Genomic DNA, 26,431 nt, shown 5'->3' on the forward strand with positions numbered 1-26,431 from the left:
ACCGAGGTTGACAGTGAAGAATTTACTAAGCTTGAAGCTGCTCTTGAGCGTTGCCGGTTTGTTTGTATTAACGGGATGTGCTGTAAACGGAGCAAGTACGAGCAACGTTCTTGATGTTAAGTTTTTTGGTTCACCTCAATTGAGTCCAATAAGGGACAATTATTGGATATTGATGAAAGACTTTACCATTGAGCTTGAAAACCAATCAAATGGTGAGTCCTACCGCCTTAAAATCCCCAGGGGGTTCAGAACAAATTTGGCCACTATTCCACGTCCGGTGAATGTGATCTTTGCCAGTTACGCGACATATGCCACAGCAGGTTTGGTCCATGATTACTTATATTGGGTACAACCACATTGCCACGGCAATGGGCGAGATTTAGCGGATTTAATCTATTTATCAGTGCTCAAAGAGAGTTTGGTCAGTGAAATCAATCGAACTATTCAATGGGGAGCTGTGAGAGCCGCCTGGTTGGCCTGGTCCAACAACAGACATAAAAGAGATGCTGGTGAGTCCAGGTACTTTCCCGTTGACGATAGAGCTGACTTTATTAATCCAGATTTAACGTTGAAAACAGCTATGTACCTCAGCTCTGAGCAGCAGGAATGGGAAAAATCTTCTGATGAAAATGTCTGTAAATTACTTGGCTAATTCACCTCAGAAAAATGACAACGGCTCATGCTGATGCCTGTAACAAAACGTATGATTATCAATGATTTTGGATGTCTTCTGGCAAGTTGAGATAGTTCGAAGAGCAAAATGTACAAGTGCAATGTAACATGTATAAATTAATTAATTTTATTCCGTCTATTGAGGCGGTGGAGGCCCGTTATCCCAAAATTATCCAGCATCGAGAATGGCAGTCTTTAAAAATGCAGTATCAGTCTGTACTCCTCAAAAAATGTGGCAGATGATGGCCGGTCGTTCAGGTTATGCTTTAGTGCGTGCCGGAGAAGCGGTGTATTATTGCGTGACCTTAGAGAGTTGATATGAAGTTATTAACTGAGATTGGCAGTTGTTTGAGCCCCTTGTTTTGCTTCTTTTTCTTGACCCTGTCAGCTTTGTCTTTTGCACAGCCCTTGGCTATTAGTAGCCCAACTGACATCAATAATGAACTCGTGCGCATTTCGACGTTACAAGACAAGGTTTTGCAATTTGAGGAACTGAAAAGGCTATTGAGATCGCTGCGAGGGCTGTATTCAAATCACTCGGTGGACCGGGAAGGTGAGCAATTCACCCCTGATCCTGAATTAGAAAATTACCTTTTGCAGTTCGAAGCGGTTTACGCTATTTTTCCTGACAGGCTTACCTTGATGCCAAAATGCTCAACGGCTGAATTATGGTTAAAGTCTCTGTACCTGCCTCAAAAACGTGAAATTCAGGCCATGCCAGAACAGATTAGGCTGTTTTGGCAATCTTACCAGCGCTTATGTGCCTCATCAGAAAATGGTGTGTATCTTCCTTTTTCGCCTGAAACCTCAGGCAATTAGTCTGCTCATCGGGTTTACCCCAAAATAGAGCTGTCGTGCCGAGTGTGAGCCGTCTGAGCTATATTTTTTTGAATGAGTTGATAAATTTATTTTCTCATTCAACACACATATTAATCTTTGGGCATGCCGTGATTAGAGGGGGCCGGTCATTGAATAATTCCTTCATTATAAGCTGATTAATAAGTATTCTCTCAAAAATGGAGACAAAGCATATTTTTGGAACCGTTATAACGGCCTTGTTTGGAAAATCCTTTAAACCTGTTCATACTCTGTTACATACACTGAGGGCGCAACGCCGTTTCGATGCAGAATTATTAAAAGACACATACTATGGAAAGAACAATTTTGGGGTGGGCTTTGTGCCTTTGTACACTTTTTTGCGCTTCAAACACTTTGGCGGAACAAGCGGTTGAGCAGTGGCAGTTGGTAGTGGTCCCGGATAGTCGCTACGACTCAAACACGGTTTTGCCGCAAATTCATCGCGAGATACACAGACGCTTAACCGAACAAATGGGCGATGCAAATTTTGAGGTGTTCAGTACGGACTATGCAGGTTTACCCGACTGCTTCAGCCAGGATTGTAGCGACTTAAGCGACAAAAAAATAAAAGAACTCATAGACATAACCGGGCGTGATATAAACCTTGCACTCCTTTATCAGGTGGTTGTGGCGCAGGAGCAGGGACCTTCGGTTACTCGATATCGTATTCGGGTGGAAGGACGCATTCTCGATCTGGAAAGTGGTTCGGAGCTTGGGGCGTTCCCTGCGCAATCGACACAAGCGGATTTGAACTCAGGCTGCACAGGGTTTTGTTTCGAAGATTGGTTGGCACAGCAGGCTGGTATTTTGGCACAAGACGTGGGGTCGATTTTATCTGAAAAACTCGCCGCGCAAACCAGGCGCTTTCGTTATCGCATAGAAGCAAAAGACTTTTTGCCTTCAGAGCTAAATCAGATAAATCGGTTTTTAGAGCAAACCGACGGTTATGTTTCCCATAAATTACTTTCCGAAAAACGTGCCAGTAAACAATTTTTACATCAGATTTCTAGTCATGAGTATCGTTTTGTTTCGGAAATACCCGGGTCAACATTACGAGATAATCTTGAACAATTTATGCTGGCCAATGGTATTCCGATGGTGGTGAGCTATGCAGATCGCAATCGGCAGTTTGTTTTTTCTCGTACCCAAATGCCTTATCTGGCTGGTTATCTGTCTTTTATTGTATTGCTATCAATGCTTTCTTATTTGCTCTATGCATTTACCCAACGGCGTAAACATGATCGTGTGTTAAAACGCTATGCCATGGGGCAACATGCAGGGCAATGGTTGGATTACTTTGATTCCACAAAAATTCCTTTGGCCCCACGAAAAAAGACCTGGTTTGAAGAACAAAAAAACTGGTTGGATAAAGTAAAACGTTCTGAGCAGCTTGCCGAAGAGGCCTGGCTTTTGTCAGATCAACATGAGTATGATGCCGCCATCCAAAAGCTTGAACAGGCGTTGTCTGAGAACGTTGATAATCAAAGAGCACGTGATTTAAAAAAACAAGTAAGCGATTTTGAGCGCGGTTACAAGCGCTTTGTTATGGCAGAAAGCGAATTACAATCCCATCCCGCGTCAGCTTTGTCTTTGTTACAAGAGGCCCGGCATTTAAACCCTTCACTAGAACAAAAAGTGCAAGAAAAAATCGCTCAATGTGAACGTTTGATGCACGAGCAACTGGGTAATAACGCATTACAAAATGCCCGTGCTGCCTTTGAAGCAGGCCGGGATTTTGAGGTATTAAGCGTCATAGATAAAACTCAGTTACAAATTGGTAACCTTACTTCTTTTGCGCAGGAACAGGCTGAACTGCTGACATTACGTGAACAAATATTGAAGCGGCAACAACCTGTTTTGAGGGCTTTTAGAGGCACTGGCGCGTTAAATAATTTTATATTTTTGGCCGATGATACGATTCAACTTGCTCGTAATACTGAAGACGAAGCGGCCAGCATTGTGCTGGGTTTTAAACGTATTTCTCGCTTTAAAAAACAGTCTGCGATTACGAAGTCAGGCAACGACTTTTATGTGACCGACCTCGGTAGCGCTAACGGTACTCGTTATAACGGCATGGCCGTTGACCGGGAAGCTCGGGTTAAGTTAGAGCATGAAGGGGTTATTGCTTTGGGCGGCAGTAAAACAGGCGGGGGTAGCATCTGTAGTTTACAGTGTATGGGCAGTAATGAATCGTCCAGCCTTGTATTACGGCTCAAGCGCGATGGTCTGGCGTTTATCGACGATACGTCAACAGGGCAGAGCTGGCCATCAATGGATGAAGATTTTGAGAAAACCTGGGTACTCGTTAATGGTCATGTACCTATTGGGGTCAACAAAAACGGACAATTGGACGTCGGCGGATTTCAAAACAGTGAGTTGCTGGCGCAGCTAAGTTATCAAAACGGATTTTATATTACACCTATGGGTGTCACGATGGATGCTACCGAACTCACCATCAATGGAGTTGACCAATATAGCACTGTGCCGCTTGTGGAAAATGCGAATGTTGGGATAAGTGCAATAACATTTGGAATTCAGGAGATTAAATAGTGGCGATAGAGATCTTCGCTTCAACGCATGTAGGCAAAGTGAGACAAAATAATGAAGATGCCTTGCTGCATTTGCCCGTTGCAGGAACGGAGCATTGTTCTCTGGCCCTGGTAAGTGACGGTGTGGGTGGAAAAGAGTACGGTGAAGTCGCCAGTGGTATGACGGTAGACATCTTCAAATCACTCGTGACAGAAGGGAAGTTGGCGATCACCGCTGATGTCAATATGCGAACCCCTATGTTGGATATGGCTGTGCGTCGGGTGCATCAGGATATTGCAGCAGCCAGCACTAAAAATAAAGATTATTCAGGGATGGCCTGTACGGCAGTGGCGGTGATTGCTGATGAACACCGGGTGGGATGGGTCAACGTAGGTGATAGTCGTCTTTATCACTTTTCAAAAGGGCAGTTGCAGCAGATAACTGAAGATCAAACTGTGGCTCGCTGTTTATTTAATGAAGGCCGTATCAGCGAAGCAGAGCTCACTAATCATCCTGACAAAAATACCTTAATGTATTGCCTTGGCGTTGAATCGGTTAATAACCCGATAGAGCCGCAGACAGGCACATTTGATTGGCAGCCTGGCGATATACTGCTGCTGTGCAGTGACGGTTTAACTGATATGGTAAATGATGAAAAAATAGCTGAACTACTTACAAACAATATTCCTGAAGGTAGTGTTGCTGCGCTGATCGACGCTGCTCTTAATGCTGGTGGCAAAGACAATATCACCATTGTTGTTGTGTTGAACGGTAAAGACTAAATATGGAACAGATTGGCAAATACAAGGTAATTAAATTACTGGGGCAGGGTGGATTTGGCGCGGTTTATCTGGCTGAAGCGCCCATTACCAATGCGCAGGTAGCTATTAAAGTGTTCCAGGTAAAGGATGATAATCTGGCAGGTATTGCCACGAGTGCTTCTCAGGACGCTAGTACGGTTTTAAAAGAGCGTTTTTTGTCTGAAGCTCGCACCTTAGAAAAACTATCCCATAACCCTTATATTGTGTCCATTCGCGATTATGACGAACTGGACGATGGTACGCCCTATTATGTGATGCCCTATTTGCCGACATCGCTTGAGCAGGAAATTGGCAAAGATGCATTTACCCGTGGCAAATTAGAAGAAACCCCAAAAGAGCTGCACCCGAGAAAGCTTGCCAGCGCCCGCGCCCTTGAAATCCTCAAACAAATCCTGGAAGGCATGAGCGCAGTCCATGAAGCGGGTCTCATCCATAGAGATATCAAACCAGCCAATGTTTTGTTTGATGCGCAGGGCAATGTACAGATTTGTGATTTTGGTATTGCTAAATTGCCAGATGCGGAGTTCAGCCAGTCAGGTGTTGGGATGGGCAGCCGCAATTATATGTCCCCTGAGCAGCGTGAATCTGCCAAACATGTTTCGGAAGCCTCAGATGTATACAGCATTGGGGTATTGGCTTATCGAATGCTTACCGGTCAATTACCTGTCGGGCGTTTTCAGGATGCTATCCATTTTGCCCCGGAGATCGGCGAACAGATGAATGATTTGCTCAATCAGGCGATATCTCAGCAGGAGCGAAAGCGTCCAAAAGATGCTGGAGCTTTTCTACTGCAATTAAATCAAGCGTTGAAGTTTACAGGTAAGGCAATCGACGAGGAAGATGGATCTACTGGCACATGGGTAGGTGGCGAGGCAGACATTAAAGCAGAGCTCAAACCCCTCAAAACAAAAATTGAGCAGGTACTCTTAAATACAGGTGAGATACCGGATTCGGAACGCTTTGCCATAGAGGCAATGGCAGCTGTGTTCGGTATATCAGGAGATGAACTCAGTCGTTTTATAAGCATAATTGAGCAACAACTTGAGAGCGATTTGACTCCTTTGCGCAACTGGTTAGCTTTCGTCGATGTTCAGGCGAAAAAGCATCGAGGGTCACTTGATGAGCAAGCAATTAGCGCACTATTGATGGCTGGGCAAACATTAACTAAAAAAGAAGAGACATTACGGGAGCATATAAGTAGTGCGTGTGCTCGCCATAAAGACGATAGGGTGAAGTTACCACAAAACAACAAAAAATCGCCTGTTGCAAACCAAACGCAAACAAAACCCGTAAAGCAGCCTGCAACCGAAAAGCAAATATCCACAAACTCGCAATTTAAGTCGTCGCAGAGGCCGACCTTCTCCAGCAGCAACAAAACAACTGTTTCGAAAAAGAGCACAGCACCGAGGGTACCAATACAATCCAAAGTGAGCGAAAAAGAAAAACAAAAAGCTTATGCTTATGCCGTAAAGCAAAGTAGTTCTAATGACTTCTTAACCCTTTTAAAATTACTTTTTGGGGGGGCATGGATAATTTTCATTATTGTGGTCTTTGTTGAAAAGATACTGTGACCAGGAAGAGTTCTCTATGATTTGTTCAGGAAATTCAATAGTTTTAATGGGCTCGAACGCTGAAAAAGCACAAGCATACGGGAATCCATTATTCTGTTTAAGGATTTGGCGACACTAGCGATGATGAAAAGCCAGTATTTCGTGTCAATATCAGGCCCTTTATGCTGATGGAGACAGGAGTGACCTCGCTGATGCATCAGGCCTGCATAACAGCGTTGTGTTATCGAATCAATCCACTTAAATAACACAAAACCCTTCAAACCTTTCTATAATCCAAAACAGAATAAGTTTTACTCGCTTACGCATAAGCGATACCAATGAAGGTGTTGCAAATAGAATCAGGAAAAGAAATAACATGGCGTTTAAGAAGAGGCTAACAGGCCTGGCGGTATTGACTGCACTTTGTCAGCCCGTACTAGCTCAAATACAATCAGAACAAGCGTTTTCCCGGCTGTTGGATGGCGACTCCGAGAAACGGGTGATTGTGACGTTAAATGTGAAAGCCCCACCTAAAGGTACCTCTGAGCGGATAGGCGGTGGGCAATGGCTCAATTTGAATCAATACATTAAAGCGGCACAGAAAAAATTGGCCACGGAAATGGGGTGGCGCAATCTCAATGACGTTGTCAATTTTGAACAAGTGCCTGCAATGGCAAAAAGTATCAGTTTGAATGAATTCAGAAAGCTGCAAGAATCCGGCACTGTAGCCAGCATACATGAAGATAAGTTTCATCGTTTGTCGCTGGATACCAGTATTCGTTCCATTGGTTCCGCTTCTAGCATTATCCTTGATTCCGGTGAATCAGTGGATACCAAGGGAGAGGGAGTGAGTATTGCTGTATTAGATTCGGGGGTTGATTACCAGCATCCGTTTTTTCAAGGGCGGGTAATTGCCGGCGCTTGTTATTCAGCATATGGCTCATGTGATAGTGGGGCTGTATTTGAAGAGGGGGTAAGTGCGGCGAGACCATGCCCCGTTTATGGATGTGACCATGGTACGCATGTGGCAGGTATTATCGCAGGTAACAATGGACAAATGCACGGTGTTGCGCCAAAGGCTGAAATTTTGGCTTTAAATGTATTCTCCAACGACGGTGTGCAAATGGGGGCCTTTGATTCTGACATAATACAAGGGCTTGAATGGGTGTATCAGCATGCAGAAACGTACAATGTGGCTGCGGTAAATATGAGCTTAGGCGGGGGCTTGCAAGGTGAACATTGTGATGATTCGCCCACCAAATACATCATTGATAAGTTGTTGGAAAAAGATGTCTTAACCGTGGTGGCTTCAGGCAATGATGGCGCCACTGATGGGGTGGGAACACCTTCATGTATTTCCTCCGCTATGAGTGTGGGTTCAATGGAAAAAGACGGCAGCATCGCATCCTATTCAAATTCTTACGGGCAACTTGATATTGTGGCACCAGGTTCAGACATTAATTCCTCTGTGCCCGGAGGAAAATACGGTGTTAAATCGGGCACCTCGATGGCCACTCCCCATGTCGCAGGTGCAGTAGCTGTGCTCAAATCAGCTTTTCCAGAGGCAACAGCCGCCCAAATTCGACGCGCTTTGAAGGCGGGTAAATCATTTCGTGATCCGAGAAACGGTGTGCGTTCTGCGATGTTACATATTCCTTCGTCAATTCACTGGCTAGAAGAAAATGTAATACCTGTTGACGAATCGCTACCAACAGCGCCTCTAAACCCAGTACCTGTGCCCACAGAGCCAGAAAAAGAGAAATGCAAAAAGCGTATCGACGGTATTTTGGTGGAAAAAACCACAGGCGATTGTGCAAAGGAGAAGAAAATACAATGGTAATACGATTAGCGCTAACTGGAATTTGTGCAGTTATGTTGGGAGCCTGCACGAGCCAGGAGCAGACCCAAATGTGCATTGATTACGAGCCGGTTTGTAAAGCACTTAAAAACCAAGGGATGACAAGAGTTATCATCAGTATTGACGAATTTGCAGATAAAACAGCGTTTGTGGCGGAACTGGAAAAACAGGGGGTGATTGTTCATAAAGTGATTGATGCCACCCCACAAGTGATAGCGGAGATTAATTATGGTCAACTACTACACATTAGCCGAATGGAGGTGACCACAAACCTAAACCTTGACCGCTTCCACGTATTGAAAGAAAGCAATTAGTAATATTTTTTTATTCTCCCATAAAATTTTCCCAACTCTTTTCATAACCCTCAGTAGACAACAATCGGAGAGGGTTATGAAGCAACCTCAAAATCAACAAAATTCTTTCAACCGTGCCTCTAACGCCATCGTGTTGGCCAGTGTATTAGTGCTTTCTGCGTGTAGCAGTACATCTTCTACACCAACGATCACCGAGTTGCCGGTTCATCGCATCGACCAACAATGTCGAAACCAGGCGCAATCTGTACAACAAAGTGCCAGTGATACGGCCAATGGTGCACAGTTCAACTATGCGGCTGAACTCTATCTGCGTTGTATTCCGCATGGGGCAATGTTGGATTGGAGCGAGGCAGACAAACAAGATGGCATGCAAATGATGGCGCTGGCCACTTTGAACTTTGTGAAAGGGGGACAGGTTAAAAAAGCAAAAACTACCTTAGCTGATATGCGTTCCCGGTTCCACGGACGTGATTTGTACCTGTCAGATTTTACCTCGTTTACAGATACTCTAACGGCGTTGATTGAAGGGCCTAAATTGTCGGTTTCTGAGCTTGCTGCACTTAATATCAGCAGAACAGTACGGGACGAAATAGAACGCCAGCAATATTGGCTTAGTCACTAACTAGAGGATAAAAAAATGAAACAACATAGTATCTTATTATCCAGTTTGACTGCCCTAGTATTCAGTTCAGCGCTTTGTTTATCGGTTCAAGCGCAAGATGATGCCTCAGGAGCTAGTAATTGGTCGCCAGTGGCCAGTGAAACGCTGTTAAAACTGCCTGCCAACATCATGGAAAAACGCATTGAACAAGAATTTAGTATGTCCCCTATGGCGACACAACTGGTGCAAGCCGATGGTCAGTTGCAACAACATAAAAACCGGATTGATGCCTTAAAGCGAGATCTCTCATCGGCCGCTAGTGAGGTGGCGCAGGACATTAAATTTGAGCTGGTTAAAGAAAAGTCCGCCTATTTGGATGTTTTGCACGAAAGCCATGCACTAAGAAAGCAATTGGCCTTGCAAAAGCAACAAGTGTACGAAGATGTGCTGGCAAAATTGCGTCATCAATCGGGCAGTGTATCAGCGTCGGAGCAATTCAAGTTGCGTGAAAAGCAACAAGCAGCACGTCAGCGAATGGAAAAGGTGATGAGTAATGTCGATCAAACATTAATGCATACACAATTTGGTGAAACATCGCGTTATGGCGATGAATATGCAGCCAACTTAGCGCAAATTGAAAAGTTGAAAGCTGCTATTGCTCGCCATGATATTGGCCAGCAACCCGTTTGGAATGGGGAGGTGGTGACATCCGAAGAATATATTCGTCAACTCATGGTAAATTCGGCACAAGATTTTGCCTTGTTAGACCAGGAAGGTTTGATTTTGAGTTACATGTCCCGACTTGTGGCGCTTGATGCACAGGCGCTGGAATATGAACTGGCTTACGGTGAGACTGCTCAGTCCCCTAACTTTGGTGGCCAAACTCGTCAAGCTGTTGATGCCATTTTATAGGAGCTACAAAGATGAAAATGCACACATCGTTATTAATTCTTAGTCTGGCAACTGGGGCAATCTGTACCAAAGCCCATGCTGAATCCTTGTTTAGTTTACAAAATCTGGAGCGAGAGAGGGCCGGTCTATTAAAAACCTTGTTCGATGCGGAGGTATCTATGTCGGCCAGGCAAAACAAAGCGGACAGTATTCAGCGTCGTATGGTGGATGCCGAGCGCATGGTGTTGAGGGATGATCGTTTAACTGAGCAAAACAGTGTGTTGGCAAAAAAAGCGTTTGAGCGATACGAGATAACCTTTTTAGTTCACGCCAGTGCAGAAGCTAAATGCCCCGTATTGGATCACTATCTAGATGAGTTGGGACTCGCGCCACTCAGTATCGAAAAGGCAAAGGCAGGTTACCGATGAGCGCCTCAGCCATAAGTTCAACATTCAGGTTGGGCAGCGGCATCTTTGGGATACTAGTGATTTCATTAGCGATCATTAGCTGGTATTCCAGTATGAATGTGCAAGAGATGCTGCTTTGGGGGCAAAAGGTATTTAGTGCAAGCTTTGTAATTGGTTATCTGGTACTGATTGGGACTGCTGCTTACGCATGGCACAAGATTAAACAATCGAAAGGCAATAATAAATCAAAGCAAAGTGCGCTTTGGTTCGAGTTAGGTCAACAATGTGGCAATGGCTTAGCGACCCTGGCACTCACTTTTACGTTGCTCGGTATTAGTTTGGGTATTGGCGTCCTTTCAGAGCAACCTCTTACACCAGAAACAATTCAAAGCATAATCCAAGAGCTTACCCGACAGTTTTCGATGGCATTTATGACCACTGTAGTGGGGTTGCCATCAGCTACATTGGTAAGAGCTATTTTTAGTGTCAAACAACAACAGGTTGCTGGGTAGAGTCAGCAACTCTATTGAGGAGTGGGATCATGAAAACGCTTTTTTTTATCGTTGCCGTGGCGATTGCCGCCGGATACTTGATGTTTCAAACGCCAAAGGGGCGTGAGTTAATAGAGGACTACTTGCCGCTGGCAAGGTTAACTGAAGAGTTTCAACAGATCACAGCATCGGCACAGCAGCCTGCAAAGGACTACATGGCAAAGTCTGATGCCAACGATAATGAAGAACAAATTGGACAACGTAAGTCAGGCAATGGCCCTTTACAAGTTTTCAACTTACCAGCTTTGGACGAGTTGCAGCAACGATTGGTCTATTTAGAGCACCAAGTGGCGCACTTAACTCAACAAAAAAATGGCTATTCGGTTCAAAATTCACAGAAGAAGACGGTTGTGGAAAAGCCAGTTGACCTGAACGGTGAAATTAACACTGACGTTGCGCAAATTAATCAAGTTGATACTACTCAACAGGTAAATGCTCAACAAGAAAATGCTCAACTGGACACCAAACGCGCAAGACAATTGTTATTGCAGGGGATTGCCGAAAAGCAGCACATGGCCGCATTAAACGGTATGACTGAATAGTTAATCAAGAGCAAAAAACACGCCTACACAGAACAAAATGTGTACTGCAAAAGTCAACAGAGCCTAGAGATTTTGTATGTTTAAAAAACGAGTTTTAACCGCGTTGATATTGATGTTGTGGTGGTTATTTTGGTTAGGTATGTCTGTTTCAGAACCGCAGAAACAGGATGTTGAGCCAATAGTAGAACCGGCTCTTGAAGAAACTAGCCCGCTGGCAGGTGCAAAATTTATCGAGTTTACGCTGCCTCCACCGCCTCCCAAAGTCACCACTGCGATGCACGATTCTGTATCAAACAATGCAGATAATACCCAGGCAGAAAAAACACTCACAACTCCATTCCCATTTAACGGGAAAATCAACGCGTCTCAGGTTTATGAGCAATTAAGCAATGATAGAACAGTGCAGGTACAATTAAGATTACCCGATTCAGATAACGACAAAGCGATATTGTTTGATTGGTTATATCAATGCGCTGGCGTGCAATTCGGTATTTGGCACAATGACCAGGTAACCCAAATTAGCCCCAAAAGGTATGTACCTGTCAGCGATTGGATGCGGATCGCAAACCATTATCTAAGCCCTCAAGAACAACAATGGTGGCATGAATCACCGGAACCCGGCCAGCCAGTTCGCTTGTTCCCTATGTCAATGGACAAGACCCTGGCGAATGATATTGCACAACATTTAAAAGGGCATAAACTGCTATCCTTCAGTGCGCAATATCAGTTAAGTTCTGCCGGACTATTTGCCCAACACATTGTGCTTAACGGTATGAATATAAGTGGTCGATGGAAGTTAGCGAATAAACGCTGTTAGTGAATCATCAAGTGACGTAAATTACATCACAAATGTGAAAGTCGGTTCTATTTTCAAAAAAATCAGCCAAGTCTAAAAAAATTTTCTAAGCTGTTCATAGTCAACAATAACAAGTTGATTTATATAAAACTAAGGAGACACTGATGCGTTCAGTTATTAAAACACTCATGCTTGGCCTGATGCTGGGCTTAACTTCTACTTCATACGCTGCGGATAACCCCAACCTATTGGTGCTGGGCGAAGATGCCGATGAAGATAGCATTCCACGTGACAGTCGTGTGTTTAAGCGAGTTCTGGGTGCTTTAGCCAATCAAATGCACGATGAAAGCTTTGATGTTTATGATGAAACGGCGATTACTTTGGACAATTTTGAGCAGGGCCGCGTAAGACGCACGGACGCTGAGGTTATCGATGTAGCTCGCTCTATTAAACGCCCCCCAATTGATGTTGCTGTATTATTCACTATTTATGCCAGTGCGAAAGATACGGGTTACACCACCAAAGTGAAAGCGCGAATTGAGGGGCGTTTGTTAAATGTCCAGACCGGAAAACGTCTGGGTAATTTTGAAGTGGACAGCGGCAAGACCTGGAATGCACCGCGTAATTGCGAGCGTGAATGTATTTTAGAAGTTGTGGGAGACAAAGCACGTGTGTTGGGCAACGATCTGGGTGCCGTACTTGCTGAAAAACTGGCCTGGATGGTAGATGGTGGCAGCAATACCAGTGCAGATAGAGCAGGCTCTAATAGCATGGTAACGGATTATTACCTGGTGTTTGATAACTTTAGTGCCGAGGACTTCATGGATATTGAGGAATATCTGGTGATTTTCTCAGGCTACGAAAGCCATCGCCCAACAGAACAGCGTCATACTCGCTCAGAAGTAATGTATCGTTCTAGCATTACCTCTGCCAAGCTGAATCGTAACCTTAAGAAAATGCTGGAGGAGTTAGATCTGCGCGGTGTAGTAACTTTTGAAGGTAATACCTTTACGGTTAAACAAATCACATTGCGCGGCAAGAAGAAAAAGCCTGATGCCTCGGATGGTTGGTAAGCGGCGCTGAAGGGCACGTCTACGATGACAATTCTCAAAACATTAGCGTTCAGCATTCTGCTGAGCGCTTTCACTTTCACAGTATTTGGCCAAAACTTTAAATCTATTAGCGAAATCGAAAAACAACTGGACCCATTAGCCGTAATCGCTAATCATGACGGCATTCGTCGTTCTATCGATTTAAATATTCCCTTTGAGTTGAACTCAGCCCAAATCATGGCAACGGCGAAACCTCAACTTAAAGCGCTAAGCACGGCATTAAAGGGTAAATTGGCGCAATGTAACATCGCATTAGTAGGGCATACAGATGCGTCTGGTGATGCCGCACATAATCAAGACTTGTCAGATAAACGAGCAAAGTCTGTGTTAACAGCTTTGTTAGGAGAATTCGATGTAAATCCCCACATGCTCTCTGCCAAAGGCGTAGGTGAAACCCAATTAATTGCAGGTATTGCACCCAATGATAAACGTCATCGTCGCGTGGAAGTGTCGTTAGTTGATCCAGAGGCCTGTAAAAAAACATTAAGTTCAAATAAGTCGATGCAAAAAAGTGCATCAAATGAACGAAAAATTGATTGGTAGCCGGAAAAAGTGTGCTGATCTGTGCATAACCAAGGCGTAGACAAATTAACAGGATTTATCATGAAAACCATTTTTTCGCTTGTATTAGCCCTTTTATTGGCAGCTTGTTCCAATACGCCAAAACCGGTACAAAATACCAACGTCATGATCTTATTGGATGACTCAGGTGGGGCGTTGCCAGCAGGAAGTTTAGCCAGTAACCGATTGGTTAATCGCCTTAGCGATGAGCTACAAGCTGCAGGGTTGGATGTTTACGATGATGTGGTATTGCATCTGGATGATTTTGGCGGCAGACAAGAGCAAAGCGACAAAGCGATGTTGTTGGACAAAGTCAGAAGTTACAAATCAGTCGCTATCGATTATGCGATTATCTTGACCTTAGACGCCTCTTTTTCATCCCATGTATCTGGCGGACGTGTTGCAACGCGTGTTTACGGCCAAATCATCGCAGTGCAATCCGGCAAAGTGATGGGAAGTGTTGAAGCCAAAGGTCGTAAAATCAGCACAGCAAAAGATTGTCAGCGCCCTTGTCTTGTCAACGCAGCATCTGACTCCCTTAGCGGTATTGCAGCAGAAATTGCTGCACAAATCTTAATGGACATCCCGGGTGAAAAGGTAACTTCTCAGAGAAGTAGTATTGGAAATATAGATGAATTAGATGATTTCTCTGATGCAAATAGGGCTGATTACAAATTGATTTTTGAAGGCTTCTCTCGTCGCGAATTATCCGCTATTGAGGAATATCTGGTAATTTTTTCCGGCTATGCAATGCATCGCTTTGTGAGTTCAAATGAAGATTATGCGGAAATTGATTATCAGTCAGACATCACAGAAGCCAGGCTTTCTCGAAACCTTAATCGCATGTTGGATGAACTGAATAAAGAAGCGGTCATGAAACTGTCTGGAAAACGGGTAACCATCACAAAATCGTCAAAGCCTAAATTTGATGTGGATGGTTGGGAATAAGCAAAGGGCGATTAAGTGGAAGCTATCGGCAAATACAAAGTATTAAAACAACTCGGCGCCGGTGGCTTCGGCGCGGTGTATCTGGCTGAAGCGCCCATCACCAACGCGCAGGTGGCCATCAAAATCTTTCAGGTGAAAGACGAAAATCTGGTATGCGTCGCTACGAGTGCTTCGCAAGATGCCAGCGGGGTGTTAAAGGAGCGATTTTTGTCCGAAGCCCGCACTCTGGAGCAGCTTTCTCATAACCCTTACATCGTCTCCATTCGGGATTATGATGAACTGGACGATGGCACACCTTATTACGTGATGCCGTATTTGCCGACGTCGCTTGAGCAGGAGATTGGCAAAGATGCATTCACAAGGGGGAAATTAGAAGAGACGCCCAAAGCCTTGCATCCTCGAAAATTAGCCAGTTCCCGTGCTACTGAAATTCTCAAGCAAATTCTGGAAGGCATGAGAGAAGTCCATCGTGCCGGGCTCATTCACCGGGATATCAAGCCTGCGAATATTTTGTTTGATGCACAAGGCAATGTGCAAATCTGTGATTTTGGCATTGCTAAATCACCCGATGCCGAGCACAGCCAGTCGGGTGTGGGCATGGGTAGCCGCAATTACATGTCACCTGAGCAACGCGAAAGCGCCAAGCATGTAAGCCCCGCCTCAGATGTGTACAGCATTGGGGTACTGGCCTATCGCATGTTAACCGGTCAGTTACCCAGTCATCCTTATGAGCCTCCCATTCAGTTTTCCCCTGGTATTGGACAACCTCTAAACGACTTAATAGATATTGCGATTGCACAGCAAGAAACAAAACGCCCTGCCGATGCGGGCGATTTTTTAAGGCGTTTTAATCAGGCAGTAAAAGCCAGCAATGAAATTGAAGTGGAAGACGAAGGCACGGGCACCTGGGTGGGCGGTGAGTCGGAGATAAAAGCGGAGCTTAAACCGCTACAGGATAAAATCGAGCAGGTGCTGTTAAGTGAGGGCGATATACCGGCATCAGAACGCTTTGCCATTGAAGCGCTGGCGGCGGTGGGTAATCTGGATAAAGCGGAACTGGATGCGTTTATTGCGCATATTAAAGAGCGCAACAAAGATAAACTGCAACCGCTGAATAACTGGCTCAAACTGGTTCGGGAGCGAGCCAGCGCAGAGCAAGGCCGTTTCAGTGAAGCAACAAAAAGTGCACTGGTATCAGCCGGTCGAGCGATAGGTCTGAGCGGTTCACAGATAGACCAAAAGCTGGAGAAAGAATGTCAGGTTTTCCAGACAAAAGATGAATTGACAGCAGACATAAAAAAGGAAAATAAAAAAGCCGACACTCAAGCCAGAACCCAAACCAAATCAACGTCATCTAAACTGCCTTTCATCATGGGGGCGTTGTTGATTGTTATCTCACTGGCGGGTTATGGTGTATGGCAAAACCAACAGAGCCAGCCTGCGCGCACATCGACAAAATCCTCCGGTCAGTCTTCCGTCGCTTCAGAATATACATTACGAGTAGAAAGCACCCCCTCAGATGCTCAGGTGAGTGTGGATGGTAAACGGGTGAGCAACAAGCGCATTAGTTTGTCGCCGGGCAGTTATCGGCTGAGTGTGGAAAAAGCGGGTTATAACACCGTAAATAAAATCGTGGAGCTTCGCGGTGACAAAACCGAGTATGTGAGCCTTTCCCGTAGTGCACCGGTCAGGTTGCCATTGACCATTAATACCAGTCCATCGGATGCAAGAGTACAGATATTAAACATTCAGCCTGTGTACTATGAGGGTATAAGGCTTGAGCCGGGTGATTATCAGGTTAAGGTCAGTGCGGAGGGTTATGAAAGCGAGACGCGCTGGGTGTCATTGAATACCACTCATAGCCAGTTTGAGTTTAGCCTGAACAAAGCAAAACCCCGTTACACAGCAGGCGTACAGTCGGTACTGGACAGCATGGTGAGCATTCCCGGCGGCAGTTTTATGATGGGCAGTAATGATGGTGAGAGTGATGAAAAGCCAGTACACCGGGTGACCATCAAATCGTTTAAACTGATGGAGACGGAAGTGACTTGGGCGATGTACCAGCCCTGTATCGATGACGGTGTGTGTCCAGAAGCAAAAGATGAAGGCTGGGGCAAGGCAAATCGTCCGGTGATCAATGTCAGCTGGAATGATATTACCCAAAAGTATATCCCTTGGTTAAACCAAAAAACAGGTCAAACTTTCAGGTTACCCACGGAGGCGGAATGGGAATACGCAGCGAGGGCAGGCACGACAACAAAATACAGTTGGGGTAATTCAATTGATTGTAATAAAGCCCGATATGGCTTCTTACTTGATGAGTGCGACATAGAAGGCTCTGCATACCCGGTCAAATCGTTTTCTCCCAATGCTTTTGGACTTTACGATATGCACGGTAATGTCAGGGAGTGGGTGCAGGATTGCATCAATGATTCTTATTCAGGTGCACCCGGTGATGGCAGTGCCTGGATGAGTGGTAATTGTGACAGAGCTGTGCATCGCGGCGGCTCCTTTTTCAACACTTCGGACTTCTTGCGTTCGGCCGGTCGCGGCAAGGCTAACCGTTCGTCTCGTTCCTTCACTGTCGGCTTTCGTTTAGCCCTGGGTGAATGACGCCCGGAACCAGCGAATACCTGGAGCGGGTTCAGCCATGAACGCGAGACAAGTGGACGTCGAGCCGGCTCCATTAACATGGAAGTTTTAAACCTCAATGTTTAATTGTGAAACTTATCGTGATTACTCCTGCCCGACTTATTCTGCCACTAAGGGTGTTACAGCAGATTGATGATAAACTCCCGTTTTTTATCGAGGGTCGCGGGTTCGGCAAAAATGTAGGGAACATTTTTATCTCATACATCCCGGTAACTCGATTACAGGATGTACGGAATAATCCCGGTACCGAAGCTACTAATTTGAAAGCACATAAGCCACCTTAGGGTGGTTTTTTTGTGTCTGTGATTCAGGAAATTCTCATCAGTCTGTTATACTGACGGCCCGCAGTAAATCATAAAAAGAAAAATATGCTTATTGGCCAAAAGTTTATCTTTATTCATTACCCTCGCACGGGCGGTACCTCAGTTAGAAATCATTTGTCCCGTTTATTCCCGGATAATTATCTTCCTATGTCAGATCCTCGCTTGAGCCGGGATCAGCAAGTAAATTTGATGCATCAATCGTTAGTGGTGTGCCATCAATACGCCAGACAGAGTGGTGTTAACCCTTCGTTATTACCGACGCTGGTATGTATTCGCAATCCATACAGCCTTATGTTGTCTGAATACATGTACCTCAAACAAAAATGGGGTAAGAAAATAAAAGATTTGGACAAAACGTTTTCGGGATATTTGAATACGCTAGCGAAAAAAGTTACGGCAGAAAAGAAACAGCGCTGGAAACAAAGCCATTACGGTCGTTACCAGGATTTTTTATGCATCAACGGCAGCATACCAGCCAATTTAACGATTGCCCGCTACGAGACACTGGAAGAAGACGTAAATCGTTTTATTGCTGAACAGCTCGGGGTATCCGATAGCAAAGCGAAACTCCCCCATAAAAATGCCAGCCGTCATGGCAAGGTGGCAGCTTATTACACTGAAAAAGATGAGCAACTTGTTTACGACATGTGGCAAAACGTGTTTGATAATGGTCTATATGATCGCTACGACGGCTTGGAAACCGACAACAAATCTTCGTCTTAATTACATTATCATCTTTTGGAGAAGTGCGAGAGTTGCTAGGGCCAAGTTCAACATTGAAGTTAGACATAGTTAAAATACTGGTTTACTGTTTAAATTTTTACGCGAGAAAACAATATGAAAAAGCTATTCGTTATTTTAGGGGCGGGGTTGTTGTTATCCGCATGCTCTAAGTTAACTAAAGAAAATTACGAGCTACTGGAAATGGGCATGTCACAAGAGGAAATACAGGCGGTAATCGGTAAACCCGATAATTGTTCAGAAACCTTGGGAACGAAATCTTGTATATGGGGCAGTGAAGAGGGCAAAAATATCACGATCACCTTTATTGGCGATAACGCGACTACCTTCAGTAACGACGGTCTACAGTAAAGGTAACAGACATGAAGTTGTTGCGTATTCTGACAATTGTTTGGCTTGCTGCTTTTTGTTCAGCTGCTAATGGGCAAAACATCATACAGGTGGTGGGTAGTGGCCAGATGAACGTGCAACCGGACGGACTTGAGTTTTCTATTCATATTAGAGAACGCGGTCCGTTGGTGAGCAAGCTCTTTGCCTCTGCAAATCAGAAAACAACGCTCATCGTCAATACGCTGCAAAAACAAAAAGTAAACCCCAAGGACATTCAAAGTATGCAAATGCGAGTGACGCCTTGGTTTGTTTACGAAAATCAAACAAGACAGCAAAGAGGGTTTGAATTGTCTCGTCAGATTCAGGTAACCGTGCGCAATACTGAAAAAGTAGCCGTGCTCTTTGATGAAGTTTTTCGCATTGGCAACCTGGAAATTACAGATATCTCTTTATTGGTGTCGCAACAAGAGAACTACTACCGAGAAGCGCTGGTTAAAGCGTTAGATGATGCCAAAACAAAAGCCACGTTGATGGCTGCACAATTAGATACCAAACCGGGAAAAGTGGTTTCCTTGATTGAATTAAACAGTCAAAACACTGTGCCTGAAATGAGAACTATGATGAGAAGTTCTGGTGGCTCGGAAAGCTTTTTGCCCGGCGAAGTTACGGTAACTGCAGTAATTGAAGTACAGTTTGCTATAGATTAGTTTACTTCGATATATGGCTTTCTTGTTTTTGGCTTGAAGTCAGGCGATTATCCCCAATATCAGATCCCCGTTTCAATTATGTGAACAAGCAAACTCATTATTTTTTATTATGAGTGATAGTTTACGCATACGAATGCAAATCAAAATCTATTTAAAATTGATAAAAAAGCGATTAATTTAGCGTTCTATAGCATTACCTGGAAAAATTATGGCTAAAACAAAATCTCAATTGTATGACGAACTTGCGCAGGAAGTGGATGCTATCCTGGCAGGTGAGACCGATATGATTGCCAATCTGGCAAATGTGGCCTCTTTGGTTTGGAATAAACTTCCTGCAGTTAACTGGGCTGGCTTTTACTTATTAAAAGAAGACGAGCTGGTACTTGGCCCGTTCATGGGCAAACCTGCTTGTGTGCGTATTCCCGTTGGCAGAGGCGTATGTGGTGCCGCTGCAAAAACTCGATTTCCGCAACTGGTAGAGGATGTGCATCAGTTTGAAGGGCACATTGCCTGTGATGCAGCTTCTAACTCAGAAATCGTTATTCCGGTTCTGGTAAACGATGAGCTAATCGGCGTTTTGGATCTGGATAGCCCAGAGATTGCTCGTTTTGATAAAACCGATCTTGAGGGTTTGCAACGAGTGGTTAAAAGCGTAGAGGCGGCACTGGCTTGAAAGAGTTCTTTGACATCCATGTTGTACTAGCCACATCCGAAGATATGGATATCTTCGATGATGAGCAAGCAGAGGAGGCTGCTGAGCAGCTCAATACAATTCTGCACATGCTCTACGACAAAGCAGATGAAGACACCTCCGTGGAAAAATTAGAGAATATGGTGCAGCATGTTTGGGACAATTGGCGTGAAGATGGCGATTTATTGTCAATAGATCTGCAGGATTTGAGCGATTGGGTTGACCAATTGCTGGCAACTTGGGATGATGCGCACATCTAAACAACCAATAACAGAAGACATTCTCCATTAATGGATAATCCAGAAAAATTTTCTGACTCAAAACAAGTCATCCAATTTCTTTCCGATACTTTTCCCGCTTGCTTCACTGTTGAAGGTGATGCCAAGCCACTAAAGATTGGTATTTTTCAAGATCTCGCAGAAGCACTAGCGGAAGAACCTCGTGTTAGTAAAACGCTGTTGCGTTCATCATTGCGACATTACACCAATAGCTGGCGTTATTTGTATTCTATTAAGGCTGGAGCCGACCGCGTAGGTCTGGATGGCAGTGCAGATGCTAAAGTGGAGCAAGACCACGAAGAGCACGCGCAGCAACAGCTTAAAGAGAGCAAGCAAAAGGTTGCAGAGCGCAAAAAGGCAGAAGCAAAAGCAAAGCCACAAGACGGTGTAAAGAAAAATTACAAAAATAAAGCAAAACCTGATAGCAAATCGGGTGCAGATAGGTCTAAGCTTAATGAACGAAAAGCAACAGCGAATCGTCCTAAGCCAGAAAAGCTCACTGATTCTGATTTGGTCGCAGGTACAGAGGTTACTGTCAAGGTTGGCAAATCACCGATGCCTGGTACTATCTCCGAGGTAAGCAAAGATGGCATACAAGTGGTTTTAAACTCTGGTATGCAAATCAAAGTGCAACAGGACAACCTGAGACTCGCAGCGAAAAAAAGGTAGTTGTATGAAAAAATGTGTTCGTGTAACCGTGCTGTCAGCGATTATGGCAGCGATGATCCCCGGTGTATTGTCGGCTTCTGAAAATGCACCACAAGCTCTGCCAGAGTTGAATCCTGAAGGACAGCACAAAGTAGCAGCAAAACGAATTTCGGATCTGTTTACCCGAGCACATTATAAAGAGGTGTATCTCAACGACAGCACCTCAGAGAAGATATTCGAGCGTTATTTGCGTTCATTAGACGCCAACAAGTCGGTATTCCTCAAATCAGACATAGACCAAATGGTAGCCCACAAAGATGCCTTTGACGAAGCCTTGTCAAAGGGGGATATGTCCGTGGCTTACGATATGTATGAGCTGAACCTGGAAAAACGCCTGGAGCGTTTTCAATTTGCGTTAACTCTGCTGGACAAGCCCTTTGATTTTGAAAAAGAGGGCGACAAATACTTTTACGACAGAGAAGATGCTGCATGGCCTGCCAATAAAGCTGAGCTCGATGAAATCTGGCGACAACGCATTAAATACGATGCTTTGAACTTAAAATTGGCTGGCAAAAACCAAGAAGAAATTAAAGATTTACTCACCAAGCGATACGAGCGAGCGATTAAGCGGTTACATCAAACCAAAAGTGAAGATGTTTTCCAAACGGTTATGAATGCGTTTGCCCGAAGCATTGAGGCACATACAAGCTATTTATCTCCGCGCAACGCAGAGCGTTTCCAGATGGAAATGAACTTGTCTTTTGAAGGTATTGGCGCAGTACTTCAGCTGGAGGATGATTTTACGGTTATTCGCAGTATCGTACCCGGTGGTCCTGCGGATTTATCTAAGAAAATTAAACCTGAAGATAAAATTGTCGGTGTTGCTCAGGAAGGTGAAGAGTTCATTGATGTTATCGGCTGGCGTCTGGATGAAGTGGTAGAGTTGATAAAGGGGCCTAAGGGCACTGAAGTGCGTTTGCAAGTGGTGAAAGCTGCTGGTGATGTTGCAGCGCCTGAAGTTGTTCCCATTGTCAGAGACAAGATCAAACTTGAAGACCGCGCTGCACAATCTAAAGTATACGTTCCCGAATCTGGTCTTCACCAAGGTAAAAAGGTTGGGGTGATTAGCATTCCGTCGTTTTACAACAACTTACATCAGGACGTTCGCAAAGAACTGGCAAACTTAGAAAAAGAGAATGTCGAGGCTGTTATTGTGGATTTGCGTGGCAATGGCGGTGGTTCGCTTACGGAAGCAACGCTGGTGTCTGGCTTGTTCATTGATGAAGGACCAATAGTACAGGTGCGCTACAGCACCGGAAAAATCAGCGTAAATAGCGATACTGATGGCATTACTTATTACGATGGTCCACTCACCGTGATGGTTGACCGTTATAGTGCCTCAGCGTCAGAAATATTTGCTGCTGCAATGCAGGATTACGGACGTGCGTTAATTGTCGGTGAGCAAACCTTCGGCAAAGGCACAGTGCAGCAACACCGAGGCTTGGGTAGAATATACGATTTTTACGATAATCCTTTGGGTAGCGTGCAATTTACTATCGCCAAATTTTATCGAATTAATGGCGGTAGCACGCAGCACAAAGGCGTAGTGCCAGACATTCTCTTCCCATCGCCAGTAGAGGCATCTGAGTGGGGAGAAAGCCAGGAAGACAATGCTTTACCGTGGGACAGCATCTCGCGGGCGAAATACACCACGTTTGGCGAAACAAGCACAGCGGTGACCCAGGTAAATAGCCAATACAAAGAGCGCATTGCCAGCGATCCGGAGTTCGCTTACATATTCAATGATATTGAACGCTACAAAGAAAACAAAGATAAAAACTTTATCAGTATCGTTGAGTCTGAGCGCAAACAAGAAAAGCAAGAGCAAGAAGCTAAGCAATTAGCGAGAGTTAACGAGCGTTTAGTTCGCATGGGCAAAGAGAAAATTGCTTCTCTGGATGATGTGCCAGAGGATATGGATGAAATCGATCCTTACCTGGATGAAGCGGTAAATATTACCCTGGATGTGGTAAACACTGGTAAGTATGCGATAAATCGTTAAACTAATTTATTTCCTAAAAAGGGTCGTTGAGGCCCTTTTTTATTGGTTGCAAAAAAACGCGTACCCGGTGAAGATTGCAAATTAATTAAAAAAATAACAACAAGGAATTTACATGAACAACAGAGGCGAGTTCTCAACGAGAATAGGTTTTATTCTTGCCGCTGCTGGGTCTGCTGTGGGCCTGGGTAATATTTGGGGTTTCCCCACGCAGGTAGCCAGTAATGGTGGGGCTGCATTTGTATTAGTTTATATCATTCTGGCTTTTGTACTGGCGTACCCGGTATTAATGGCCGAGCTGATCATCGGGCGAGCCACTCGTTCAAACATGGTAGATGCTTTAGGTAAAATCACTGGGCATAAAATTGGCCGCGCCACAGGTGTTTGGGGATTTATCACTGTTTCATTAATTCTGTCTTTTTACGCCATTGTTGCAGGCTGGATGATCTCTCATTGTATTGAGGCACTGTTTTCATTTCTGGGCCAAGATGCAGCTTCGCAGTGGTTGATTACCCAATCGGAGACTCGCAACCTTCTGTTTTGTGCCATTTTTATCTCATTAACCGCATCCATTGTTGTTGGAGGTGTTAGCGATGGTATTGAAAAATGGTCCGTGCGCTTGATGCCTACGTTGTTTGTTATTGTGGGGATACTTATTCTTTATGTTGCGATGCAAGATGGTGCCAGTGAGGGCATGCGCGCCTATTTATTACCGGATTTTAGTAAAATCACAAATCCAGACTTGCTCATCAGCGCTATGGGGCAAGCCTTCTTTTCTATGTCGCTCGGGGTAGGGACCATGTTGGTGTATGGTTCTTACATCAGCAAAAATGAAAACCTTCCTTCTCTGGGGGTATCGGTTGCTTTGGTGGATATCGGCGTGGCCATTTTAGCTGGCTTGTTGATTATCCCTGCCATGTACGTTGCCATGCATAATGGCGTTACCATATTCAACGAAAACGGGGTGCTCATTGAGGGCTCAAACCTAATATTTGCCGTGCTTCCTGAGTTGTTTAATACCATGGGAGATATTGGTAACCTGGTGGCGTTTGCCTTTTTTGCTCTGATGATTATTGCAGCATTGACCTCATCTATTTCAATGCTGGAAGTGCCTGTAGCCTATGTGGTGGAAAGTAAAAATGTGGCCAGAACCAAAGCTGTATGGTTCATTGCTGCGGCAATATTCTTGATAAGCCTGACTTTGATTTTTAACTTCGACTGGCTGTTTGGTCTGGTAGTGTCATTGACAACTGAATACAGCCAACCTCTGCTTGGGCTAGTACTTTCTATTTATGCGGGATGGGTATGGAAACGCAATGAGATCTTACAAGAACTTAAGAACGGCAATGAAGCTGCGGAGCACTCTTTTTTCTGGCGCGTTTGGCCTTGGTACATTAAGTTTGTATGTCCGGTGATTATTATCGTCATGTTTGTTCGCTCATTCTTTTAATGTAGCCCGTATTTCCAAAGAGTATTTAAGATGTCAGAAGCACAATATAAAGAACCGTCTCTGCTGGACTCCATCATTCCGATAGTTGTATTGGTTACCTTGTTGGGTACTTCCGTATGGGTTTTTGGTAGCGATTCTTCAAGCGGCCCTAATCAAATTGCCTTGTTATTGGGCATGGCGGTAACGGCAATTGTCGGCCTTAAAAATGGCTTTAGCTGGAAAGAAATTGAACAGGGAATGATCAATGGAATTTCCATATCCTTAGGTGCCATTTTGATTTTATTGGCAGTGGGTTCACTTATTGGTACCTGGCTTTTATCCGGTACAGTACCAACATTAATTTACTATGGCCTCGAACTGCTCAATCCGACGGTGTTTTATGCCGCGTCAGTGGTTATTTGCGCCATTGTTGCTATGAGCATCGGCAGTAGTTGGACTACTGCCGCTACCGTGGGTGTTGCGCTTATTGGTATAGCCAATGGTATGGGAATGTCAGAGGCCATCACCGCTGGAGCAATTATTTCCGGAGCTTATTTTGGTGATAAGATTTCCCCACTTTCTGAAACAACAAACCTTGCGCCAGCTGTAGCGGGTACAGACTTGTTTTCGCATATTCGCTATATGTTGTGGACCACCGTTCCTAGTATCGTGGTAGCGCTTTTGCTGTTCGCCTTTTTGGGCTTTAATGCGTCAGATAATGTAGACGCGGAAAATATAGCTAAAATGCAGTCTCTATTGCAGCAAGAGTTTAATATTCAGTTTCACATGTTGGTGCCATTTTTCATCCTGTTGGCAATGGCCGTTAAAAAAGTGCCTGCTTTTCCCTCAGTGGGAATCGGCGCGCTGCTGGGAGGTGTTTGGGCTCTCATATTCCAGCCGGAAGCAGTGGCTACCATGGCAGAGGGTGAGCCTTCAACCTTCGCTGCTGTGAAGGTGGTGTGGATTGCGCTGTTTGACGGTGTGGCCTTTACAACCCCTGATGCAAATCTCAATGATTTGTTATCCGGTGGTGGTATGTCCAGCATGTTAAATACCATCTGGTTGATTATGTCGGCCATGTGTTTCGGTGCAGTACTGGAAAAAGTCGGCTTGCTGAAGCGTGCTGTGTCCGCCATTCTCAAAGGGGCCAAATCTGCAGGAGATATGGTGAGTCGCACCATACTAACCTGTTTCGGCACCAATCTTATTACTGCGGATCAATACATTTCTATTGTAATGCCAGGGAGAATGTACAAAGAGGAATTTAAAAAGCGTGGTTTACACCAGTTAAACTTATCACGTAGCCTGGAAGATGGCGGCACGATAACGTCGCCTTTAATTCCCTGGAATACCTGCGGTGCCTACATGCACAGCGTTTTGTTAGTACATCCGTTTGAATACGCGATGTTCGCCTTTTTCAATCTCATCAATCCGATATTAGCTATTATTTATGCCTACCTGGGCATTAAGATCTTGAGATTAGATCCACCTGAACATATACACGTAGGTGTAAAAGAGAACAAACAGTCGAGTGTCTCGACCAGTAATTAAGACAGGATAGC

Annotated in this window: 26 protein-coding genes; all 26 read left to right on the plus strand. The window is 44.6% G+C overall.

Annotation, left to right across the window (positions count from 1 at the left end):
- Positions 1 to 13 precede the first annotated feature (13 nt).
- The 26 genes from AABA75_RS09650 (at position 14) to nhaC (ending at position 26,420) form a co-directional block, all read left to right on the plus strand.
- Positions 14 to 652 carry a DUF1353 domain-containing protein gene (locus AABA75_RS09650; protein WP_338292397.1) on the plus strand — a complete coding sequence of 213 codons (639 nt, stop codon included), beginning with the start codon at positions 14 to 16 and terminating at the stop codon, positions 650 to 652.
- A gap of 338 nt (positions 653 to 990) precedes the next feature.
- Positions 991 to 1,491: a hypothetical protein gene (locus AABA75_RS09655; protein ID WP_338292398.1), complete on the plus strand. Its 501-nt coding sequence runs from the start codon at positions 991 to 993 to the stop codon at positions 1,489 to 1,491.
- A gap of 330 nt (positions 1,492 to 1,821) precedes the next feature.
- Positions 1,822 to 4,080 carry an FHA domain-containing protein gene (locus AABA75_RS09660; protein WP_338292399.1) on the plus strand — a complete coding sequence of 753 codons (2,259 nt, stop codon included), beginning with the start codon at positions 1,822 to 1,824 and terminating at the stop codon, positions 4,078 to 4,080.
- Complete coding sequence (locus AABA75_RS09665; protein ID WP_338292400.1) at positions 4,080 to 4,841, plus strand: PP2C family protein-serine/threonine phosphatase; 762 nt, start codon at positions 4,080 to 4,082, stop codon at positions 4,839 to 4,841. The genes AABA75_RS09660 and AABA75_RS09665 overlap by 1 nt, the downstream gene beginning before the upstream one ends.
- A 2-nt stretch (positions 4,842 to 4,843) precedes the next feature.
- Positions 4,844 to 6,451 (plus strand): serine/threonine protein kinase, encoded by a 1,608-nt coding sequence (locus tag AABA75_RS09670; RefSeq protein ID WP_338292401.1) that lies wholly within the window; start codon positions 4,844 to 4,846, stop codon positions 6,449 to 6,451.
- Positions 6,452 to 6,806: 355 nt separating this feature from the next.
- Positions 6,807 to 8,270: a S8 family peptidase gene (locus AABA75_RS09675; protein ID WP_338292402.1), complete on the plus strand. Its 1,464-nt coding sequence runs from the start codon at positions 6,807 to 6,809 to the stop codon at positions 8,268 to 8,270.
- Positions 8,264 to 8,602: a hypothetical protein gene (locus tag AABA75_RS09680; RefSeq protein WP_338292403.1), complete on the plus strand. Its 339-nt coding sequence runs from the start codon at positions 8,264 to 8,266 to the stop codon at positions 8,600 to 8,602. Before AABA75_RS09675 ends, AABA75_RS09680 begins: the two co-directional genes overlap by 7 nt.
- Before the next feature lie 76 nt (positions 8,603 to 8,678).
- Entirely contained in the window at positions 8,679 to 9,224 is a 546-nt protein-coding gene (locus AABA75_RS09685) for a hypothetical protein (protein WP_338292404.1), read from the plus strand.
- A 15-nt stretch (positions 9,225 to 9,239) separates the two neighbouring features.
- Complete coding sequence (locus tag AABA75_RS09690) at positions 9,240 to 10,115, plus strand: hypothetical protein (protein WP_338292405.1); 876 nt, start codon at positions 9,240 to 9,242, stop codon at positions 10,113 to 10,115.
- Positions 10,116 to 10,126: 11 nt separating this feature from the next.
- Complete coding sequence (locus AABA75_RS09695; RefSeq protein WP_338292406.1) at positions 10,127 to 10,522, plus strand: hypothetical protein; 396 nt, start codon at positions 10,127 to 10,129, stop codon at positions 10,520 to 10,522.
- Entirely contained in the window at positions 10,519 to 11,013 is a 495-nt protein-coding gene (locus AABA75_RS09700; protein WP_338292407.1) for a hypothetical protein, read from the plus strand. Before AABA75_RS09695 ends, AABA75_RS09700 begins: the two co-directional genes overlap by 4 nt.
- 29 nt (positions 11,014 to 11,042) lie before the next feature.
- Positions 11,043 to 11,594, plus strand: coding sequence for a hypothetical protein (locus AABA75_RS09705; protein ID WP_338292408.1), 552 nt, complete (start codon positions 11,043 to 11,045; stop codon positions 11,592 to 11,594).
- 76 nt (positions 11,595 to 11,670) lie between these two features.
- Positions 11,671 to 12,411 carry a hypothetical protein gene (locus AABA75_RS09710; protein WP_338292409.1) on the plus strand — a complete coding sequence of 247 codons (741 nt, stop codon included), beginning with the start codon at positions 11,671 to 11,673 and terminating at the stop codon, positions 12,409 to 12,411.
- Positions 12,412 to 12,554: 143 nt separating this feature from the next.
- Positions 12,555 to 13,463 (plus strand): hypothetical protein, encoded by a 909-nt coding sequence (locus AABA75_RS09715; protein WP_338292410.1) that lies wholly within the window; start codon positions 12,555 to 12,557, stop codon positions 13,461 to 13,463.
- A 24-nt stretch (positions 13,464 to 13,487) separates the two neighbouring features.
- A complete protein-coding gene (locus tag AABA75_RS09720; RefSeq protein WP_338292411.1) occupies positions 13,488 to 14,045 on the plus strand; it encodes an OmpA family protein in 558 nt (185 codons plus the stop codon).
- Between the two features lie 60 nt (positions 14,046 to 14,105).
- The gene (locus AABA75_RS09725) at positions 14,106 to 15,011 is read left to right on the plus strand and encodes a hypothetical protein (protein ID WP_338292412.1); all 906 of its coding nucleotides are present in this window, start codon (positions 14,106 to 14,108) and stop codon (positions 15,009 to 15,011) included.
- Between the two features lie 15 nt (positions 15,012 to 15,026).
- Entirely contained in the window at positions 15,027 to 17,624 is a 2,598-nt protein-coding gene (locus tag AABA75_RS09730; protein WP_338292413.1) for an SUMF1/EgtB/PvdO family nonheme iron enzyme, read from the plus strand.
- Positions 17,625 to 18,031: 407 nt separating this feature from the next.
- Complete coding sequence (locus AABA75_RS09735) at positions 18,032 to 18,709, plus strand: sulfotransferase family 2 domain-containing protein (protein ID WP_338292414.1); 678 nt, start codon at positions 18,032 to 18,034, stop codon at positions 18,707 to 18,709.
- Between the two features lie 114 nt (positions 18,710 to 18,823).
- Entirely contained in the window at positions 18,824 to 19,078 is a 255-nt protein-coding gene (locus AABA75_RS09740) for a DUF3862 domain-containing protein (protein WP_338292415.1), read from the plus strand.
- 11 nt (positions 19,079 to 19,089) lie between these two features.
- Positions 19,090 to 19,764 (plus strand): SIMPL domain-containing protein, encoded by a 675-nt coding sequence (locus tag AABA75_RS09745; protein WP_338292416.1) that lies wholly within the window; start codon positions 19,090 to 19,092, stop codon positions 19,762 to 19,764.
- Positions 19,765 to 19,972: 208 nt separating this feature from the next.
- On the plus strand, positions 19,973 to 20,437 hold the full coding sequence (locus tag AABA75_RS09750; protein WP_338292417.1) for a GAF domain-containing protein: 465 nt from the start codon (positions 19,973 to 19,975) through the stop codon (positions 20,435 to 20,437).
- Entirely contained in the window at positions 20,434 to 20,715 is a 282-nt protein-coding gene (locus tag AABA75_RS09755; RefSeq protein ID WP_338292418.1) for a hypothetical protein, read from the plus strand. The genes AABA75_RS09750 and AABA75_RS09755 overlap by 4 nt, the downstream gene beginning before the upstream one ends.
- A gap of 30 nt (positions 20,716 to 20,745) precedes the next feature.
- Entirely contained in the window at positions 20,746 to 21,402 is a 657-nt protein-coding gene (proQ, locus tag AABA75_RS09760) for an RNA chaperone ProQ (RefSeq protein ID WP_338292419.1), read from the plus strand.
- Positions 21,403 to 21,406: 4 nt separating this feature from the next.
- Entirely contained in the window at positions 21,407 to 23,443 is a 2,037-nt protein-coding gene (gene prc / locus AABA75_RS09765; protein ID WP_338292420.1) for a carboxy terminal-processing peptidase, read from the plus strand.
- Between the two features lie 112 nt (positions 23,444 to 23,555).
- Positions 23,556 to 24,890 carry a sodium-dependent transporter gene (locus AABA75_RS09770; RefSeq protein WP_338292421.1) on the plus strand — a complete coding sequence of 445 codons (1,335 nt, stop codon included), beginning with the start codon at positions 23,556 to 23,558 and terminating at the stop codon, positions 24,888 to 24,890.
- 30 nt (positions 24,891 to 24,920) lie between these two features.
- Positions 24,921 to 26,420, plus strand: coding sequence for a Na+/H+ antiporter NhaC (gene nhaC, locus AABA75_RS09775; RefSeq protein ID WP_338292422.1), 1,500 nt, complete (start codon positions 24,921 to 24,923; stop codon positions 26,418 to 26,420).
- The last annotated feature ends 11 nt before the right edge of the window (positions 26,421 to 26,431 follow it).

This window comes from Planctobacterium marinum (assembly GCF_036322805.1).
In the GTDB taxonomy this organism is placed as follows: Bacteria; Pseudomonadota; Gammaproteobacteria; order Enterobacterales; family Alteromonadaceae; genus Planctobacterium; species Planctobacterium marinum_A.

Bases quoted from the DNA above. Each gene is read 5' to 3' on its own strand.
- AABA75_RS09655 (WP_338292398.1), top strand. From the start codon at position 991: ATGAAGTTATTAACTGAGATTGGCAGTTGTTTGAGCCCCTTGTTTTGC.
- AABA75_RS09660 (WP_338292399.1), top strand. From the start codon at position 1,822: ATGGAAAGAACAATTTTGGGGTGGGCTTTGTGCCTTTGTACACTTTTT.
- AABA75_RS09670 (WP_338292401.1), top strand. From the start codon at position 4,844: ATGGAACAGATTGGCAAATACAAGGTAATTAAATTACTGGGGCAGGGT.
- AABA75_RS09675 (WP_338292402.1), top strand. From the start codon at position 6,807: ATGGCGTTTAAGAAGAGGCTAACAGGCCTGGCGGTATTGACTGCACTT.
- AABA75_RS09680 (WP_338292403.1), top strand. From the start codon at position 8,264: ATGGTAATACGATTAGCGCTAACTGGAATTTGTGCAGTTATGTTGGGA.
- AABA75_RS09685 (WP_338292404.1), top strand. From the start codon at position 8,679: ATGAAGCAACCTCAAAATCAACAAAATTCTTTCAACCGTGCCTCTAAC.
- AABA75_RS09690 (WP_338292405.1), top strand. From the start codon at position 9,240: ATGAAACAACATAGTATCTTATTATCCAGTTTGACTGCCCTAGTATTC.
- AABA75_RS09695 (WP_338292406.1), top strand. From the start codon at position 10,127: ATGAAAATGCACACATCGTTATTAATTCTTAGTCTGGCAACTGGGGCA.
- AABA75_RS09700 (WP_338292407.1), top strand. From the start codon at position 10,519: ATGAGCGCCTCAGCCATAAGTTCAACATTCAGGTTGGGCAGCGGCATC.
- AABA75_RS09705 (WP_338292408.1), top strand. From the start codon at position 11,043: ATGAAAACGCTTTTTTTTATCGTTGCCGTGGCGATTGCCGCCGGATAC.
- AABA75_RS09710 (WP_338292409.1), top strand. From the start codon at position 11,671: ATGTTTAAAAAACGAGTTTTAACCGCGTTGATATTGATGTTGTGGTGG.
- AABA75_RS09715 (WP_338292410.1), top strand. From the start codon at position 12,555: ATGCGTTCAGTTATTAAAACACTCATGCTTGGCCTGATGCTGGGCTTA.
- AABA75_RS09720 (WP_338292411.1), top strand. From the start codon at position 13,488: ATGACAATTCTCAAAACATTAGCGTTCAGCATTCTGCTGAGCGCTTTC.
- AABA75_RS09725 (WP_338292412.1), top strand. From the start codon at position 14,106: ATGAAAACCATTTTTTCGCTTGTATTAGCCCTTTTATTGGCAGCTTGT.
- AABA75_RS09735 (WP_338292414.1), top strand. From the start codon at position 18,032: ATGCTTATTGGCCAAAAGTTTATCTTTATTCATTACCCTCGCACGGGC.
- AABA75_RS09740 (WP_338292415.1), top strand. From the start codon at position 18,824: ATGAAAAAGCTATTCGTTATTTTAGGGGCGGGGTTGTTGTTATCCGCA.
- AABA75_RS09745 (WP_338292416.1), top strand. From the start codon at position 19,090: ATGAAGTTGTTGCGTATTCTGACAATTGTTTGGCTTGCTGCTTTTTGT.
- AABA75_RS09750 (WP_338292417.1), top strand. From the start codon at position 19,973: ATGGCTAAAACAAAATCTCAATTGTATGACGAACTTGCGCAGGAAGTG.
- proQ (WP_338292419.1), top strand. From the start codon at position 20,746: ATGGATAATCCAGAAAAATTTTCTGACTCAAAACAAGTCATCCAATTT.
- prc (WP_338292420.1), top strand. From the start codon at position 21,407: ATGAAAAAATGTGTTCGTGTAACCGTGCTGTCAGCGATTATGGCAGCG.
- AABA75_RS09770 (WP_338292421.1), top strand. From the start codon at position 23,556: ATGAACAACAGAGGCGAGTTCTCAACGAGAATAGGTTTTATTCTTGCC.
- nhaC (WP_338292422.1), top strand. From the start codon at position 24,921: ATGTCAGAAGCACAATATAAAGAACCGTCTCTGCTGGACTCCATCATT.